16 protein-coding genes and 1 pseudogene are annotated in these 16756 nt (G+C 72.1%); 11 read left to right on the top strand and 6 right to left on the bottom strand.

The window, feature by feature from the left end; genetic code table 11:
* Positions 1 to 256: 256 nt before the first annotated feature.
* The 5 genes from J7462_RS16990 (at position 257) to J7462_RS16975 (ending at position 3816) form a co-directional block, all read left to right on the top strand.
* Positions 257 to 1303, top strand: a complete 1047-nt coding sequence (locus J7462_RS16990; RefSeq protein WP_208567875.1) for a hypothetical protein — start codon at positions 257 to 259, stop codon at positions 1301 to 1303.
* Between the two features lie 163 nt (positions 1304 to 1466).
* Positions 1467 to 2246 (top strand): DUF2993 domain-containing protein, encoded by a 780-nt coding sequence (locus tag J7462_RS16985; RefSeq protein ID WP_219464911.1) that lies wholly within the window; start codon positions 1467 to 1469, stop codon positions 2244 to 2246.
* 64 nt (positions 2247 to 2310) lie between these two features.
* Positions 2311 to 2439 (top strand): Ms5788A family Cys-rich leader peptide, encoded by a 129-nt coding sequence (locus J7462_RS33665; protein ID WP_357538098.1) that lies wholly within the window; start codon positions 2311 to 2313, stop codon positions 2437 to 2439.
* A 204-nt stretch (positions 2440 to 2643) separates the two neighbouring features.
* A complete protein-coding gene (locus J7462_RS16980) occupies positions 2644 to 3492 on the top strand; it encodes a sulfurtransferase (RefSeq protein ID WP_208567877.1) in 849 nt (282 codons plus the stop codon).
* Positions 3493 to 3495: 3 nt separating this feature from the next.
* Positions 3496 to 3816, top strand: a complete 321-nt coding sequence (locus J7462_RS16975; protein WP_208567878.1) for a DUF1416 domain-containing protein — start codon at positions 3496 to 3498, stop codon at positions 3814 to 3816.
* Between the two features lie 131 nt (positions 3817 to 3947).
* Here J7462_RS16975 and J7462_RS16970 read toward each other — a convergent pair.
* Positions 3948 to 4196 (bottom strand): annotated as a pseudogene (locus J7462_RS16970) (hypothetical protein); the annotation flags it as partial.
* On the bottom strand, positions 4193 to 4417 hold the full coding sequence (locus J7462_RS33345; RefSeq protein WP_374197527.1) for a DivIVA domain-containing protein: 225 nt from the start codon (positions 4415 to 4417) through the stop codon (positions 4193 to 4195). The pseudogene J7462_RS16970 and the gene J7462_RS33345, both read right to left, overlap by 4 nt.
* A gap of 434 nt (positions 4418 to 4851) precedes the next feature.
* Between J7462_RS33345 and J7462_RS16960 the strand changes: the two genes are divergently transcribed.
* Both J7462_RS16960 and J7462_RS16955 read left to right on the top strand, forming a co-directional pair.
* Positions 4852 to 5091: a winged helix-turn-helix domain-containing protein gene (locus tag J7462_RS16960; protein WP_219464908.1), complete on the top strand. Its 240-nt coding sequence runs from the start codon at positions 4852 to 4854 to the stop codon at positions 5089 to 5091.
* Positions 5092 to 5373: 282 nt separating this feature from the next.
* Positions 5374 to 6228: a pentapeptide repeat-containing protein gene (locus tag J7462_RS16955; protein WP_219464907.1), complete on the top strand. Its 855-nt coding sequence runs from the start codon at positions 5374 to 5376 to the stop codon at positions 6226 to 6228.
* A 201-nt stretch (positions 6229 to 6429) separates the two neighbouring features.
* Here J7462_RS16955 and J7462_RS16950 read toward each other — a convergent pair whose 3' ends face one another.
* The gene (locus J7462_RS16950; RefSeq protein WP_374197526.1) at positions 6430 to 10812 is read right to left on the bottom strand and encodes a S8 family serine peptidase; all 4383 of its coding nucleotides are present in this window, start codon (positions 10810 to 10812) and stop codon (positions 6430 to 6432) included.
* A gap of 304 nt (positions 10813 to 11116) precedes the next feature.
* On the opposite strand from J7462_RS16950, the gene J7462_RS16945 reads away from it, so the two are divergent.
* On the top strand, positions 11117 to 11617 hold the full coding sequence (locus J7462_RS16945; RefSeq protein ID WP_308290922.1) for a winged helix-turn-helix domain-containing protein: 501 nt from the start codon (positions 11117 to 11119) through the stop codon (positions 11615 to 11617).
* 75 nt (positions 11618 to 11692) lie between these two features.
* The gene (locus J7462_RS16940) at positions 11693 to 12469 is read left to right on the top strand and encodes a hypothetical protein (RefSeq protein WP_219470403.1); all 777 of its coding nucleotides are present in this window, start codon (positions 11693 to 11695) and stop codon (positions 12467 to 12469) included.
* 180 nt (positions 12470 to 12649) lie between these two features.
* Here J7462_RS16940 and J7462_RS16935 read toward each other — a convergent pair whose 3' ends face one another.
* The 3 genes from J7462_RS16935 to J7462_RS16925 all read right to left on the bottom strand — a co-directional run bounded on the left by J7462_RS16935 (position 12650) and on the right by J7462_RS16925 (position 15567).
* Entirely contained in the window at positions 12650 to 14704 is a 2055-nt protein-coding gene (locus tag J7462_RS16935; protein ID WP_219464905.1) for a glycogen debranching N-terminal domain-containing protein, read from the bottom strand.
* Positions 14704 to 15081 carry an SCP2 sterol-binding domain-containing protein gene (locus tag J7462_RS16930; protein WP_219464904.1) on the bottom strand — a complete coding sequence of 126 codons (378 nt, stop codon included), beginning with the start codon at positions 15079 to 15081 and terminating at the stop codon, positions 14704 to 14706. Before J7462_RS16930 ends, J7462_RS16935 begins: the two co-directional genes overlap by 1 nt.
* Before the next feature lie 111 nt (positions 15082 to 15192).
* A complete protein-coding gene (locus tag J7462_RS16925; RefSeq protein ID WP_208567885.1) occupies positions 15193 to 15567 on the bottom strand; it encodes a DsrE family protein in 375 nt (124 codons plus the stop codon).
* 12 nt (positions 15568 to 15579) lie between these two features.
* Between J7462_RS16925 and mtfM the strand changes: the two genes are divergently transcribed.
* Both mtfM and J7462_RS16920 read left to right on the top strand, forming a co-directional pair.
* A complete protein-coding gene (gene mtfM / locus J7462_RS32980) occupies positions 15580 to 15684 on the top strand; it encodes a small membrane protein MtfM (protein ID WP_067315095.1) in 105 nt (34 codons plus the stop codon).
* 114 nt (positions 15685 to 15798) lie between these two features.
* On the top strand, positions 15799 to 16386 hold the full coding sequence (locus tag J7462_RS16920; RefSeq protein ID WP_208567886.1) for an FABP family protein: 588 nt from the start codon (positions 15799 to 15801) through the stop codon (positions 16384 to 16386).
* Positions 16387 to 16756: the final 370 nt, after the last annotated feature.

Below are 16756 nucleotides of genomic sequence, written 5' to 3'. Positions count from 1 at the left end.
GCGGCTCAATGGCCGCACGCGACCAGCTGACCCGCCGGTGGGCGGGGCGCTGAGAACTTGCGTGGGTCCCGGCGTCGCTGACGGGCGGGTAACGGCTTGAGCGTAACCGATCGCCCCGTCGTCGCCCCGGCGTCCTTTCCTGTTTGTCGGATCTGCCCGTGATCACCGCCCAGGTTTTAACGTCGCCGAAACCGTGATCCCCCGCCGGACGCCCCGTGATCCCCGCCGGACCCCGTCGGTCTGGCACGATCGGGGCGTGTTTCCCTCCACCTCGCCCGACACCGGCCGTGACCCGTGGGCCGACGGCGCCCCCGACGGGCCCGCCGGCCCGGCCGGCGGACCCGCACCCGGGCCGCGCCCCGCCCCGGACGACGACACCGGGAGCCGCCGCGAGCGTGGCCCGCGCCGGTTCCGTAAGGGCGGTGCCCCGCGCCGGAGCGAGGACGACGACGTCGAGCCGGACGAGGAGCCGATCGAGCCGGTCGAGGTGCACCGGCCGCTCTCGCTGACCGTCGCCGGCTTCGCGGCGCTGCTCGGCGTCGGCCTGGTGCTCGGTGCGCAGACCGCCGGGCCCGGACACCGGCTGCCGTTCGCGGTCATCGTGTTCGGCGTTCAACTGCTCTTCGTGCTGGCCTGGACCATGGCCATGCGCCCACCCGCGCTGCTGCTGGTCGCGCTGACCAGCGGCGTGGTCGCCGCGGCGGCCGACGTCGCCGCGGTGCAGACCGACGTCGCCGGGCTGGCCCCGCTCGGGTTCGTGGCGCTGGGCGGGTTCCTGCTCGGCGTGCTCGGTCAACTCGTCCGCCGGGTGGACCGGGTCCGGGTGACCGACTCGCTCGGCACCACGCTGCTGATCGTGGTCGGCGTGGTGGCGTTCGCCACCCTGATCACGCTCAGCCGGATTCCCGCCGGCACCCAGGCGATCACCGTCTGCCTGGTCGCCACCGGCGTCGCGCTCACCGTGGCCCGGCTCACCGACGCCGTGCTGGCCTGGCCCCGGCTGGCGCCGCAGGTGCCCCGGGGTGCCGCCGGGGTGGTGGTCGGCGCGATGGCCGGCACCCTCACCAGCGCCCTGCTCGGCAGTTACCTGGTGGGCTTCACCCCGACCAGCGCCGCGCTGATCGGGCTGGTCACCGCAGCCACCGCCGTGCTGGCCGACCTCGCCGTCGGCTACGCCGAGGCGGGCCGGCTGATGGCGGGCGAACCACCCACCATGTGGATCGCCCGGCACATGCAGGGCCCGCTGGGTGGCTTCGCGTTGGCCGCTCCTGCGGCGTACGCCATGTGTGTGCTCTTTCTCTGACGCCGGTCGACGGCGGTGGGCGCGCGGCGCGGTTGGGCGCGACGGCGCTCGGGTAGTAGCGGTGCGCCGCGGGCGGCGGCATCGATGACGGCACGTCGCGGGACCGCGACGGCCACGACGGCACGTCGCGCGACGGCGACGGCGACGACGGACGGAGACGGGCGTGGCGCAGACGTACGAGGAGCGGCCCCGGCGGCGCGGGCGCAGGTGGCTCGTCGTACTGGTCGTCCTGGTCCTGATCCTGGGCGGGCTGCTGGTGGTGGCCGACCGGGTGGCGGCCGGCCTGGCCGAACGGGCCATCGCCGACCAGGTCACCCAGGAGGTCGCCAAGCAGAACGCCAGCTCCGCGCCGCCCCAGGTGGACGTGGGCGGGTTCCCGTTCCTCACCCAGGTGGTCGACGGCCGGTACGAGCGGATCTCGATCGTGCTGACCGACGTCAAGGGCTCCGTGGAGGGCAACGCGGTCAGCCTGCCCCGGCTCGACGTGGACGCCCGCAACGTGCGTGCCTCGCTGGACACCATCCGCTCGGGGCAGGGTGAGGTGGTGGCCGAGACGGTGGCCGGCACCGGCACGGTCACCTACGACAGCCTGGCCAAGCTGCTGGACCGGCCGGGGCTCAAGCTCGGTGAGCAGAACGGCAAGCTGGCCGTCACCGCGCCGGTCGACATCCTCGGCCAGAAGCTCACCGTCACCGGTACCGCCGAGGTGACCGTGGCGGACGGCGGCAAGGTGGCGTTGAAGTTCAGCGACCTGAATGCCCAGGGGCTGCCGAACGTGGCGCTGGCCCGGACCCTGCTGAACAACTACGCCCGGGGTATCTCGGTCGATGTGCCCCTGCCGGCGCTGCCGTTCCAGCTCAACGTGCGCAAGGTCGAGCCGCGCCCGGAGGGGCTGACGGTGACCGCCGACGCGAAGGACGTCCCGATCAACTCGGCAAGCTGACCCACCGCTCAGTTCTGAACGCGGCCCGGCCCCGGGGTCCCTTGCCGGCCGGGTCGCGTCCCGTATGGTGGTCGGCCCCTGGCACTCTCCGGGACGGCTGGTAGGCTCCGAAACCATGGGGACGCACCTCACCAAACGGCGCGCGGTCGACCTGTGCCGCGTGGCCACCTGCCTGTGTCGCTCCGTCATCTGACGGCGGGGCTGTCTCCGGCCGCCCAGCGGCCACTGCACCCGGGGTCCCACTGATCCTGCGGTGCCCACCCTCCGAAACGCCCGGCAGCGGCGCCGTCGCACGAACCCGTGATCCGTTCCTCTATGGGTCCCGCGCATGGTGCGACATCACCGATCTCCACCACCCGCGCTGGCTCACCACCCATCCTCACCAGGGAGTGATCTGATGAGTCGCGACACCGCACTCGTCTCGGCCGAATGGGCCGAGAAGAACCTCGACGCCCCGGGCGTCGTCTTCGTCGAGGTCGACGAGGACACCTCCGCCTATGACACCGGCCACATCGCCGGTGCCATCAAGCTCGACTGGAAGACCGACCTCCAGGACCAGGTCCGCCGGGACTTCGTCAACAAGGCCCAGTTCGAGGCGCTGCTCTCCGAGCGGGGCATCGGCAACGACGACGTCGTGGTCCTCTACGGCGGCAACAACAACTGGTTCGCCGCGTACGCGTACTGGTACTTCAAGCTCTACGGCCACCGCGACGTCAAGCTGCTCGACGGCGGTCGCAAGAAGTGGGAGCTGGACGCCCGTCCGCTGGTCAAGGACGCGGTGACCCGCCCGGCCACCCAGTACGTCGCGCAGGAGCCGGACACCTCGATCCGCGCGTTCCGCGATGAGGTCGTCGCCGCGATCGGCACCAAGAACCTGGTCGACGTGCGCAGCCCCGACGAGTTCGCCGGCCGGCTGCTGGCCCCCGCGCACCTGCCGCAGGAGCAGGCGCAGCGGGCCGGGCACATCCCGACCGCGATCAGCGTGCCGTGGTCCAAGGCGGCCAACGAGGACGGCACCTTCAAGTCCGACGACGAGCTGCGCAAGATCTACGCCGACGCCGGGCTGGACGACGGCAAGGAGACCATCGCCTACTGCCGGATCGGCGAGCGCTCCTCGCACAGCTGGTTCGTCCTGCAGGAGCTGCTCGGCCACCCCAACGTGAAGAACTACGACGGTTCCTGGACCGAGTACGGCTCGCTGGTCGGTGTGCCGGTGGCGCTCGGCGACGAGCCCGGGGAGGCCTGAGCCATGACCGCTCCCACCGCCGCCGGTTGCGCCGCGCCGGACCAGTCCGCGCCTCTGCCGGCCAGCCTGGACCTGGAGAAGGAAACCGTCATCACCGGCCAGGTGCTGGCCGAGTCGGGCGACGTCGTGCCCGGCGCGTACGTCCGGTTGCTGGACTCGACAGGCGAGTTCACCGCCGAGGTCGTCACCTCGCCGACCGGGCAGTTCCGGTTCTTCGCCGCGCCGGGCAACTGGACCCTGCGGGCGCTGTCCCGGCACGGCAACGGCGACACCGCCGTGACCGCCAACCGGGGCATCAACGAGGTCTCCGTCACGGTGGCCTGACCCACGCTCACGATCGGCCCGGGGCCGGTCACCCCATCCGGGGTGACCGGCCCCGCGCCGTAGCCCTCTCCGGCACCTCGCGTCGGCACCGCCCCGGCAGTCGCCCGGGTCGTCCGGCGGGCGCGTCACGAGGTGCAGCCGCCCTGGTGGTCGATCCGCCGGACGCAGCGGCGACGCCCACCGAGCCGCCGGTCGCAGAAGACCTGGTGCTGCGGTTCCGACCCGCCCTCCTCGGAGACGGTCGTCTCGCCGAGCACCAGCTCCGGCAGGAACGCCAGGGACCGGCCGATCGCGCGGGCCAGCAGCCGCGCCGCCGGCAGGTCGTCGGCAGCGACAGTCAGGTGTACGACGAACCGCTCGCGCCCGGTCGCGGCGGTCACGTCCGCACCACCCGGGGTGCGAACCGGGACTGCCAGTCGCGCAGCGCACCCTTGATCCGCGCGTTCTCCTCACGGGTACGGGCCAGCTCGGCGTGCAGCTCGGCCAGCTCGTCGGCGATCCGGTGCAGGAAGCCGTCCACCTCGGCCGGGTCCAGCCCGTGCCGGGACCGCCGGAACCGTTGCTGCCGCAGCTGGCTCGTGCAGAGCGGCCGGTACCCCACCGGTCGGTGGTGGTGGGCCGCCGGACCGTGATGGTGCCCGGTGTTCTGCCGCCCCGACGGCCCGGACCGCCTGACGGGACGGTTGCCGGTCCGGCTGCTCGCGGCACGGCTGGTCGGGACCTGGTTGGTCGGGGGTCGGTCGGTTGCCGTCGAACGGTTCCGGCGGAACAGCCGGAGGAACCTGCACACGATGGGACCACCTCTCCGCAGGGGGCAGCGGGGGATCGTGCTGCCGTGGAAGGTGGCCGGGGCGGGCGGTTTCCCTTCCACTGCACCCACCCCGGCCGGGGGAGAGCCCTGCTCGTTGCCACGCGAGGAGCGCTCGCCGACCAACTTATTTGAGGAACTTGAAAGAGTCAACGACCGGTTGCAGCGCGTAGTTGCACGCCGTGATGAGAGCGTGATCGAATCGCGGGTGCCACGCGAGGAGTGCCATGCCTGCGACCCCGGACTACCTCCGGATCTCCGACGAGATCGTCGCCGACGTCAGGTCGGGTAAGTACAAGCCGGGAGACAAGCTGCCCTCGATCAGCGAGCAGTGCAGCCGGTTCAACGTCAGTCCGTCGACGATCAACCTGGTCAACGTGCGGCTGGAGGCGCTCGGAGTGATCAGCCGCCACCAGGGCAAGGGCATCTACATCACCGACCCGGCGACCTGGCTGCGCAAGCCCTGACCGCTAGCTGACGGTTCAGCTACCACCGCCGTGGCAGGGTGATCGCATGTGTTCGGAGAGTGGCCCACACCGCGTTTAATGGTGCCTGTGTCCACGGATGCCGATCAACCGCCTGCGCGAGGTCCACACAGTGGTGTGCCCGCATCGAGACGGCCATGGCGGGCTGCGGGTCAGCCACCGACCAGGAACAGGGCTTTACGTCCCTCCCGACCTACGACGACCCGGCTGGAACTCGTCCCAGCCGGAAAGATCGACGTCGTAGCTGACCCGTGGCAGCGGCTGGTGGCTGTCGGCAGCATCCTGTCGGTTCTGTTCGTGGCCATCGGCCTCTACCTCACCAACGAAGCCAACCGGGAACAGCAGCGGCTCACCGCGCAGGGGCAGATCACCGACCGGTTCTCCAAGGCCATCGAGCAACTCGGCCAGGCCGGCGCGGAGAAGATCGACGTACGACTGGGCGCGATCTATGCACTGGAACGCATCATGCGTGACTCGGCTGCGGACCAACCCGCGGTCGTCGACATTCTCGCCACGTTCGTCCGGGTCCACGCCCCCGCGACGGCCGTTCCGACGCCCTCCCGCTCCCCGCGAGGCTCCCTGGCCCGGTCCAACCCGCCGGTTGACATCCAGGCCGCGCTGACCGTGCTCGGCCGCCGCGACAGCGCCCGCGACGGCACTGTCGGTGCGGGTGACGAGGACCCGAGTCCCCGCCGGTTGAATCTCTCCGGCGCGGACCTGAGCGGCGCGGACCTCAGCGGCGCGGACCTGCTCCGCGCCAACCTGAAAGGGTCGCACCTGCTCGGCGCGGATCTGAGTAACGCGAATCTGGCCAACGCGAATCTGGGTGAGGCGGACCTGAAAGGTGCGGACCTGGGCCACGCGAATGTGCGGGATGCGGTCCTGCTCCGGGCGGATCTGGATGGCGCGATCCTGGAACATGCTGATCTGAGGGGTGCGTACCTGGGCGGCGCGAACCTGGGCGGCGCTCACCTGATCCGCGCGGACCTGAGCGGCGCGAACCTGTTCGGGGCGGATCTGAGGGGTACCGGACTGCGCAACGCGCGTTTGGGATGTGCCAGAACGAATGACGACACCCGGCTGCCGGCAGGAGTGGTCCGTCCGAAATCGTGCTCCTGATGAGCGGCGTCACCGCCGCACACACTGGGATAGCTCAACCATTGGGCCGATGTAGCGGTATCCGCCCGCTCCGATACCGCTACATCGGCCCAATAGCGATGGATCACGACGGACGCCGCCCAAAGGGCGGGGGGAGAGAATGGCGGTGGCCGCCGACCCCGGGCGGGGTCGACGGCCACCGGGTGGGGCCGGTCAGCCGGTCTACAGGCCGGAGGCCCGTGCGCCCGCACAGGTCGACGTCGGAGCCAGGCGGAAGTCGAGCGTGCCGACGATGCCTGCTTCCACGACGGCCCGCTGGACCTGGGGCACCCAGCTGTCCTTCGCCACGATCACCTCGTACTTGCCCTTCGGCAGCCACCAGGCGTAGCGGCCCTGGGCGTCGGCGGTGAGCGTGGTGCCGGTGGTCGAGCCGACCAGGTTCAGCCGGATCGTGGCCGGGACGCCGACGGTCTGGCCGCCGCAGGTCACCCCGGTCACCGTGCCCTGGATCTTGCCCCAGTTGTTCGGCGGCGAGACGTTCATCTCGACACCGACCGACGACACCGGGTACGGCGTGTCCGAGGTGATCCCCAGTTCACCCGAGTATGCCCCGGGCTGGAGCACCCCGGCCGCCGCCGTGGCGGTCAGCGTGACGGTGACCGTCTGGGACGCCCCCGGAGCCAGCGTGAAGCTGGTCGGTGCGGTGGACAGCCACGGCAGGTCACTGGCGTCGGCGCAGCCTTCCAGCCCACCGAGCCGCTCACTGTCCGCCGAGCCGACGAACGAGCTGGGCGAACCACCGATCTTGTACGCCCCGCAGGCGGCAGCGCCCCGGTACCTGTTGAACTGGGCGTTCGGCAGGTTCCGCCACGCCCCGGCGACCGGGTCGAAGCCGACCGTCCGGTTGGTGACCGACGTCGAGCCGCCCGTCACCCCGCCGGCCAGCACCAGCATGCCGCCGGCCGACGCGTACTGGGAGCCCCACAGGTCGACCGGGAGGTTCGGCAGCGGGCTCCAGGTGTCCGACGCCGGCTCGTACCGCCAGGCGTCGGTGTACTCGTCGTCGGCGACGCCACCGGCGCAGTACACCTGGGCACCGATCCCGCCACAGGACAGCCAGGAGACCGGGTGCGGGTAGGCCGCTCCGGCCCGGAACGTCCCGGTACGCGGGTCGAACACCACCAGCTTGTTGCTCTCCGTGCAGGTGGTGTCGACGCAGCCACCGACCAGGTACACCTTGCCACCCGCCACGGCGGTGCCGGCTGCGGCGGCAGGGGCCGGGTTGACCGCCCCGGCCAGGGTGCTCCACGAACCGCTGGCCGGGTCGAAGACGTCCACCGTCGGCTCGGCACCGGTGCCGTCGCCCCAGCCGCCGAGCACGTACAGCTTGCCGCTGATGCCCACGGCGGACGGCTTGGAACGGGCGTGCGGCAGGTCGGGCAGCGCCGTCCAGACGCCGGTGGTCGGATCGAACACCCAGGCCTTGCGCTCGTTGCCGGTGTCGCCACCGCCGCCGACCGAGTAGACCTTGCCGTCCAGGTTGGCCGCCGCGTTGTCGTAGATCGCGGCGGGCAGGTTGGTGATCCGCGTCCAGGCGTCGTCGGCCTGCGGCGCGGCGTCGGCGTTCCCGCCGCCGTACCGGGCACCGGTACGGCCGGTGCTGATCCCCTTGACCACCTGCTCCCGCAGCGGTGCGCCGCCGGTGGACAGCACCTCGAACCCGCCACCGCGTTCCAGCAGCTCCACGGTCGCCGGGGCGGAGCCCGTGTTGCGGACCGTCACCTTGGCGTTGCGGGTGCTGCCGTACGGCTGGTGGGCCTCGATCGTGGTGGTGCTGACGGTGAGCCGCCCCGCGGCCAGGGCCAGGTCGGCCCGGCGGGTGCTGTCGGCCACCACCGTCACCTGCTGGGTGACCGGGGTGTACGGCGGCCGGGACGCGGTGAACGGGTGGGCGCCGGTCAGCCCCGAGAAGAGGTGGTAGAAGCCGTCCGGCAGGTTCGGGTCGTCCGGGGTGGCCGCCGAGACGGCCGTGTCGGTGGGCCGGTCGACGCTGGTCACCGTCACCCCGTTGACGGCCGCGCCGGTGTTGCGGTCGGTGGTGTTGCCGACCACCAGGCCACCCGGCACGGGGGTGCAGTCCCGGTTGACCAGCTGGACGTCGTCCACCTGCCACCACCAGGCGAAGGTGCCCTTGAACCGGAAGCGCACCAGCGCCCCGGTCGCGCCGGCCGCCGGGGTCAGCGGCACCTCCTCGACGCGGGGGCCCCGCCGGCTGGCGGTCTGGTGCCACACGTTCGTCCAGCTCGCCCCGGCGTCGGTGGAGACGTCCACGTCGGCGGTGTCACTGATCCCGACCGCCCGCCAGTCGCTGCGGAACCGCAGCAGCGGAGCGGCCGAGGCGGACAGGTCGACCGGCGGGGCGATCAGGTCGGTGTCCTGGGTGTTGCCGGTGCCCAGCTTGTCGCTGTCGACGATCGCGAACCCGCCGGTGCCGCCGGTCAGGTTGCCCCGCGCACCCGGGTCGTTGAAGACCCAGCCGCCCTTCTCGGTGCGGTTGCGCACCGACCAGCCCTCCGGTGCGGTGGTGCCGTCGAAGCTCTGCGACAACAGCGGCGCGCTGAGGCTGCCGGTGTAACCGGCGGCGACACAGGCCGCCTCGACCGGGACCGGGATGTCCGCGGTGGTGGCCGTCGCGCCGACGGTCAGGTCCTTGGTCACCGTCCGGTAGCCCGGGTATTTCGCGGTGACGGTGAGCTTGTAGTCGGTGTTGCCGGCCACGGTGAAGGAGTACCGGCCGGTCACCGGGTCGGTGAAGACCGGTGCGCCGGGCCGGCCGGCGACCTCGATCTTGGCGTACAGCGGCCAGCCGTGCCCGGAGCCGTCGGTGACCCGACCGGAGACGGTGACCGTCGGGGTCGCCGTCAGGGCGAAGTCCCGGGTGACCGTGCCGTCCTCCGGGACGGTCACGGTGCCGGTCGCGGTCCGGAAGCCGTACGCGGACACGGTCAGCGTGGTCTCGCCGGCCGGCACGGTCAGCGTGTACCGGCCGTCCGTGCCGGTGGTGACGCTGCGCTCGCCCGTGGCGACGGTGGCACCCGCCACCGGGTCGCCGCCGGCCGCGTCGGTGACCCGGCCGCTGACCTGGCCCACCGGCCCGCGCGGGGCCTGCCGGACCGCCTCGTACGCGTTGAGCCGGCCCTCGCCGAAGACGTTGTTGTCGGCGGCGGTGCCCCCGCAGGTGGTCGCGTCGACGTCGGTCGCGGTGCGGTCGAGCAGTGCCTCCGTGGCGGCGATGTCACCACGCAGGCTGGGCGCGGCCGACCAGACCAGGGCGATCGTGCCGGCCACGTGCGGGGCGGCCATCGAGGTGCCGTTGAACGACGCGTACCCGTTGCCGGGGACGCTGGAGCGCACGTTGCTGCCGGGCGCGGCGATGTTCGGCTTCAAGCCGGCCGGGTCGGTGGCGTTGCCCCGACCGGAGAAGCCGGAGATGTTGTTGTTCACGTCGTACGAGCCGACCGCGTACGCGTTGGAGTTGTCACCGGGGGAGCCGGCACTGCCACAGGCCGGGCCGTCGTTGCCGGCGGAGAAGACCGGGAACATCCCGGCGGCCCGCCAGGCGGCCACGGTCTGCTGGTACCACAGGTCGCCGCCGTCGCCGCCCCAGGAGTTGTTGACGATGTCGGGGCGCAGGTCGGGGCGGGGGTTCTGGCCGTTGAGGTCGGTCGGGGCGAGCACCCACTGGCCGGCGGCCAGCAGTGAGGCGTCCGAGCAGTTGTTGGACTCGCAGCCCTTGGCGGCGATCCACTTCGCGCCGGGGGCGACCCCGACCTGGTTGGCGGACCCGTCGGTGCCGACCATCGTGCCCATGGTGTGGGTGCCGTGGTCGTTGTTGTCGCAGGGGGCGTCCTGCGGGCAGACGTTGGCCGGGTCGTACCAGTCGTAGTTGTGGTCGAAGGTGCCGCCACCGAGGTTGCCCCGGTAGGAGTTGACCAGCGCCGGGTGGTCGAACTGGACGCCGCTGTCGATGTTGGCGACGACCAGGCCCTCACCCCGGTCGCCGAACTCGTCCCAGACACGGGGTGCGCCGATGTTGGTCAACCCCCACTCGACGGCGTCGGTGCCGGCCCGCGCGTCAGTGCTGCGGACCGGGCGGATCAGCGGGTAGCTGCGGGTCGGGGAGATCCGGGCGACCTCGGGACGGGCGGCGACGACGTCCAGCAGCGCCCGGTCGCCGGTCACCCGTAGCGCGTTGGCGATCCAGTACGCGGTGTAGGTGGCCTTGCGGTCGTCGAGCACCGCGCGCAGGTCGCGCTGGGTCCGCTCGGCGGTGGTGGTGAGCAGTCGGTGCACCTCACCGGCGCGGGCGTCCGGGCTGCGCAGCCGGGCCGCGTCGGCGAGCGGGGCCTGCTCGCGCAGGTAGACCAGGAAGGTTTCGGTGCCGTCGGCGAGCCCGTCGAGGACCTGCTGGTCCACAGTGGCCCGGGGCGCGGCCGGTGCGGCACCGGCGGGTAGTGCGGGCTGGGCGGTGAGGCCCAACAGTCCGGCCGCGAGCGCGGCCACCAATCGCCACCGGGACGGTCGTCCGGTCGGTCGTCTGAGCACGCTGTTCCTCCCCACGTCGTCGGGCCCGATCGGTTCGGACCCGGCCGCGTGTGCCGTGGTGGTGGCCACGCGGAGCGGCTGGGGGAGACGGCCGGTGGTGGGTGCTGGAGGGCCGGCCCCCCACGGCCGCTGTGCATCATGCTCAGCCGGAGAACCATACTGATCAATGGATCGGGTCGGTCAGTATTTGGTCAGTAACCAGGCGCCACGCTGACCGTTAGGCTGACTCCAGCCGCGTCGGCACCTGTCGTGGGCGGACGGGACCGTCGGCAGCGGGCGGCAGGTGCGCTCCTGGGGAGGACGTGTGACCGGTGTCGACATCCCGTTCGTGGTCTGTGTGAGCGCCGACGTCTCGGTCCGGGAGCGGGTGGTCCGCCGGCTCGACGACCTCGGCCCGGTGGTGATCTGTGCCGACCTGGCCGAACTACGCGCCATGCTCTTCCCGACCCCGCCGGCGTCCGCCGCGCCACCGACCGGGCCGACCCCGGTGCGCTGCGGCGACCTGGTCGTCGACCCGGCCGGTCACCTGGTCACCTGGCGGGGGGAGCCGTTGGCGCTGACCCGGTTGGAGCGGGAGCTGCTGGCCCGGCTGGCCGGTGACCCGGGGGCGGTCTGGAGCTACGAACGGATCTTCGGCTCGGTCTGGGGCGGTGCCTGGCTGGGCGACGCGGCGATCCTGCACTCGGCGGTCAAGCGGCTGCGCCGCAAGCTGCGCGCGGTGCCGGGCTGCCCGCAGGTGCAGACCGTGCGCGGTGTCGGCTACCGGCTCGGCGTACCGCCCGGCCGGCCTGCGGTGGGGCCGTGACACGATGATCCGGTGAGTGGTGCCGTCCATCCGGGGTACGCCCCACCGCCCGGCCCGTCCGCGCCGCGCCGCCGGTTGCGCTGGCTGCTGGTGGTGACGGTGGCCTGGGCGGTGCTGCTGGGTGTGCTCACCTGGTGGTCGGCGCGCAACGACGCGCCGACCGTGCGGGAGCAGCGCACCCTCGCCGAAGCCGGCCCGGTGGTGGACCGGGCCCTCGGTCGACTCGTCGTGGCGGTCGGCGACGGGGCCTGGGCGCTGACCGGGCCACAGGTCGAGCGCGGTTGCCGGATCACCCCGATGTCCGCCGGTGCGACCCTGAGCCGGGGGCTGGACGTGCTGGTGGCCGAGGGTGGCGAGCGGGCGTTGCTGGACCGGGTCGCCGACCGGCTGCCGGCCGACTGGCAGGCCGGGGTGCGCTCCGGCTCGGCGGGGCCCCGGCTGCGCGCCGACGCGGGGGGGTTCGTCACCGTGCAGGGGCGGGTCACCAGCGGCGGCCGGGTCCGGTTGACCGCCGACACCGGTTGCCGCCCGGTCGGCGCCGGCTATCCGCAACCCCCGGCTGCGTCGGCCGATCCGACGCTGGACGCCGCGCTGGCGGCCCTGGGCCGCGCGGCGCAGACCGCCCCGCAACCGGTCACCGCCCCCTGCCCGGGCGGCGGCACCGCCCGTACCGTCGCCGTCACGGCCGGGGCCGCACCGGCCGCGCTGACCGGCCTGCGCCCGTTGGCCGCCGGCCCCCCGGTGGTCGACCTCCCCGAGGTGTACGCCTACCGCAGCGGCCCGACCACCGTGCTGGCCGACGGCACCGGCGCGCAGCTGCGGCTCTCCGCCTCTACCGGCTGCCCCGCCTGACCGCCCGGCTGCCCGCCTGGTCCGGTCGACGCCCGCCCGGCTGCCCCGCCTGATCCGGTCGACCCCTGCCCGGCTGCCCCACCTGATCGGGCCGACGCCCGCCCCGCCTGATCGGACCGACGCCTGCCCCACCTGATCGGGCCGTGGCCCGCCCCGCCCGCCGGTCCGTCCGTTGCCGGGTCAGTCGCGGTGATCGTGGTCGTGCGGGGTGCGGCTGCGGCCCAGGGCGTCGACCCGACCCCACCGGCCCGGGATGTCCAGCAGCTCGACCCGGCCCATCCCCTCCGGCACCAACGGATCAATGATCAGATGCTCGCCCTGCGGTTCGAGGCCGAGGATCACCCGCAACAGCAGCAGCGGGGTGCCGGCCGACCACGCCTGCGGACTGCACGCCGTCGGGTACTGCACCGGATAGTCGGTGAGGGTGCGGTCGAAACCGGCGAACGCCTCGGGCAGCCGCCCGTCGAAGTACCGCGAAGCGTTGATCATCGCCTCGCAGATCCGGCCGGCCTCCTCACGGAAGCCGTACCGGCTCAGACCCCAGGCGATGAAGGCGTTGTCGAACGGCCACACCGTGCCCACGTGGTAGCCGATCGGGTTGTAGCGGCCCTCGTCGGTGGCCAGGGTGCGGACCCCCCAGCCGGAGAAGAGCCGGGGGCCGAGCAGGTGCTCGGCGACCAGGGCGGCGCGGGGCTCGTCGACGATGCCGCTCCACAGCAGGTGACCGATGTTGGAGGTGAGCGAGTCGACGTGCCGGCCGTCCGGGTCCAGGGCGAGGGCGTAGTGGTTCTTCTCGGAAATCCAGAAGTCCCGGTTGAAGCGTTCCTTGAGCGCCTTCGCCTCCCGTTCCAGCCGGTCGGCGTACTCCGGGTCGTTCCAGAACAGCCGGGCCATCCGCGCCCCGCGCCGCTTGGCGTCGTAGGCGTACCCCTGGATCTCGCAGGTGGCGCGGGGGAAGCCGGGCAGCCGGCCGTCGGCGTAGGAGATGGCATCCCAGGAGTCCTTCCAGCACTGGTTCTCCAGGCCGGTCTCCGGGTTGCGGCTGCGGTACCAGACGTAACCGGTGCCGAGCAGGTCGCCGTAGGTGTCGATCCAGTGCAGCGCGGCCCGGACCGGGGTTTCCAGTTGCTTGACCAGCGTGGCGTCCCCGGTCCAGCGCTCGTACTCGTCGAGCAGGATGACGAACAGCGGGGTCGAGTCGGCCGCACCGTAGTAGGGGGAGTGCGGCTGCTCCTCGAAGCCGGCGGTCTCGCCGTACCGCAGCTCGTGCAGGATCTTGCCGGGTTCCTCGTCGCGGAAGTCGTCGAGCCGGTAACCCTGGAGCCCGGCCAGCATCAGGATCGTCGGCGGGACCAGCTCCGGCAGGAACGGCAGCACCTGCAACGAGGTGAGCATGCTGTCCCGCCCGAAAAGGGTCATGAACCAGGGCAGACCGGCGGCGAGCAGCCGGACGCCCAACGTGATCGACTCGTACCGCAGCGCCGCCAGGTCGTGCAGACTCTGCCGGTACGCCCCGGCGAGCGGTTCGCAGTCGCAGCCGAGTTGCGGGGCCCGACCGACCAGCGCCTCCTGCTCGTCACGGATGACGGCCGGGCCGCGCGCGGCGCCCAGCGCGGTGATCGCCCGGACGTCCTCGCCCCGGGCCCCGTGGATGATCGGCGTCACGGTCACGCAGGTGCTCCACCCGGAGTGCGGCTCGACGGTGATCGACCAGGTCATCCCGCGCTCGTCGACGTGGGCGTCGGTGCTGCTGACGATCAGCGCCTCCCGGTGGAAGGCTTCGCGGCGGTAGGTCAGCCGCAGCTTGTTCTCACCGGCCTCCGCGCTGGTCCGACCCTTCTTCGGCCGCTGGTGCTTGATCTCGAACAGGTCGGCGAAGTCCGAGCCCATCTCCAGCCGCAACTGGAACCGCGCCTCCCGGCCGGAGTGGTTGAGCACGGTGAGTTCCTCGGTGAAGACGCCGCCGATGGACCGGCTGCGGATGATCGACACCTTGGCGTCGAGGTAGTGCGTCGGCTCGCCGGGGACGAGGAAGAACCGGGTCTGGTAGGAGTGCGCGTCGTCGACCGAGAGGGCGTGCAGGCGCTCCCCGTCGAGGGTGAGCAGCCAGGTGGAGAGGAACCGGGTGTCGAAGGAGAACATCCCGGTGGGAAAGTCGAACGACGGCTCGACGTCCCCGCTGCTGTCGCAGACCAGGAAGGTGTTGCCGTCGAGGATGCTCACCCGCTGCTGCATCAGGCCCGCCCGGTCTGCTCGCGGGCGGTCTCCCGGGGGTCGCGGACGCCGGGTGGGGTGGGGAAGAACTGCCGGAAGACCAGGAACAGCATCACGTTCCCGCTGAACGTGGACTCGTTGCGCAGCACCGCCGAGATGCTCTGGGCGGTGCCGGTGGCCAGCCGTTCGAAGAGGTCGGCGCTGCTGCTCCACACCGCGTCCGCCGGGCCCCGGGCCCGGTCCACCACGGCCCTGCCGGGGCTGAGCCGTACCAGCCAGTGGTCGGTGCGGTTGTCGGTGGTGAGATCGATCTGGAGGGTGCCGGTGACCGGGGCGCGCAGGATCGCCGGGGCGCGCGCCGGCAACGATGCGAAGAACTCCTCCGTCGCCTGGCTCACCCCCGAATGGTAGGCAGCAAAACGACAATTGGGTTCAGGATCGGCAGTGCGCGTACAACGGGCGAACGGTGTGGCCGAACGGTGGAGGCGGGTGCGTTCCGCAGCCGGCTGTCAGTAGACCAGCGCCTGCGCGCCCTCGGCCATCGCCTCCTCGACGAAGACGGCCGCCCCGGCGATCCGGACGCCGGGCAGCACGTCGTCCGGGCCGATGTCCCGCCGGGCGACGCACTGCGTGCAGGCGGTGACCTGCCCGGTGGCGAGGATGACGCCCAGCAGGTCGGCCAGCGGCGCGGAGTGCGGCAGGGTGAACTGCTCGGCCCGGCCGGGCACGGCGAACCAGGCGGACTCACCGGTCAGCCAGAGCGACACCGGCACCCCGGCGGCGGCGGCCGTGGCGGCCACCGTGAACGCCTGCGCGCACCGCTCCGGGGCGTCCGCTCCGGCGGTGGCCTTGACGACGAGAGTGCGGCCCATGGGACCCAGCATAGGATGACCATGATGGTTACCGAGATCGGGTTCGTCAGCCTGCTGGTCGCCGGCCTCGGCGCGCTCGCCGGTGGCCTGGTCTACCTGGCCGTACGCCTGTCGAGAGGTAAATGGTGAGCGCGAGGAGCGAGCCGGGGTTGCGAGCCCCGCAGTCGCGAACGAAGGTGGCCGGGTGAGCGCGAGGAGCGAGCCGGGGTTGCGAGCCCCGCAGTCGCGAACGAAGGAGAGCCGGTGAGCGAGAATCCCCTTCAGCCGCCGTGGTTGAACGCGCCGCCGGTCGAGGAGTACCCCTACCAGGAGAGCCATGACCTGCGGGTCGGTCCGAAGCTGCACCCGGCGCTGGACGGCCTGCTGCCGTACGTCGGGGTGTGGCGGGGTCGGGGTCGGGGCGGGTTCCCCACCATCGAGGACTTCGACTACGCCCAGGAGATCCGGATCAGCCACGACGGCCGGCCGTTCCTGTTCTACGAGTCGCGGGCGTGGCTGCTCGACGAGGAGAGCCGTCCGATCCGTCCGGCCGGGCGCGAGGTGGGCTGGTGGCGTCCGGTGCTGGATGGTGAGCGGGTCACCGACGAGTTGGAAGCGCTGATGACCACCCCGACGGGGATCATGGAGCTGCACATCGGCAAGCGCACGGGCACCCAGATCGAGTTCGCCACCGACGCGGTGGTGCGTACCGCCACGGCCAAGGAGGTGACGGCGGGCGCCCGGCTCTTCGGCATCGTGGAGGGGGCACTGCTCTACGCCCAGGAGATGGCGGGTGTGGGTCACAGCCTTTCCCCGCACCTGTCGGCCCGCCTGGTCCGGGTCGCCGGCTGACCCTCCGCCACCGGCCACCGGACTCAGCCGACCGGCGGCTGACCTCCGCCAATCCGCCGGTCGGGCCGGACGCTCCTATGGCGTGTCAAGTGGGTGGGGTGGGTTTTCGAGGCGTCGGTAGAGGTCTCGGGCGATGTAGCGCTTGAGAGGACGTCTGATCCTGATTCACGTTTGCCGTTTTGAGGCCCTTGGCCCTATATGGGTGGGCCAGCCGGGCAATACATGAGTGCGACGGCCCCTGCAGTGTGCCGGCTGTTAGCGACTTGCGGACAAAATCCAGCCAGACACTCATGGCGTAGCAAAAGCGCTAAAGCTGGACGTTCGCGAATGCTGTCGATCAGGGCGGAACTGCAATGAAACCGGCAGGCCG

The organism is Micromonospora sp. RL09-050-HVF-A, assembly GCF_019374995.1.
Classification (GTDB): Bacteria; Actinomycetota; Actinomycetes; order Mycobacteriales; family Micromonosporaceae; genus Micromonospora; species Micromonospora antibiotica.
This window is presented reverse-complemented; position numbering and strand designations above follow the sequence as displayed.

Coding starts and splice junctions, on each gene's coding strand:
- J7462_RS16935 (WP_219464905.1), bottom strand. CDS start 14,704: ATGCAGCAGCGGGTGAGCATCCTCGACGGCAACACCTTCCTGGTCTGC.
- J7462_RS16960 (WP_219464908.1), top strand. CDS start 4,852: ATGCCTGCGACCCCGGACTACCTCCGGATCTCCGACGAGATCGTCGCC.
- J7462_RS16975 (WP_208567878.1), top strand. CDS start 3,496: ATGACCGCTCCCACCGCCGCCGGTTGCGCCGCGCCGGACCAGTCCGCG.
- mtfM (WP_067315095.1), top strand. CDS start 15,580: ATGGTTACCGAGATCGGGTTCGTCAGCCTGCTGGTCGCCGGCCTCGGC.
- J7462_RS33665 (WP_357538098.1), top strand. CDS start 2,311: ATGGTGGTCGGCCCCTGGCACTCTCCGGGACGGCTGGTAGGCTCCGAA.
- J7462_RS16925 (WP_208567885.1), bottom strand. CDS start 15,567: ATGCTGGGTCCCATGGGCCGCACTCTCGTCGTCAAGGCCACCGCCGGA.
- J7462_RS16980 (WP_208567877.1), top strand. CDS start 2,644: ATGAGTCGCGACACCGCACTCGTCTCGGCCGAATGGGCCGAGAAGAAC.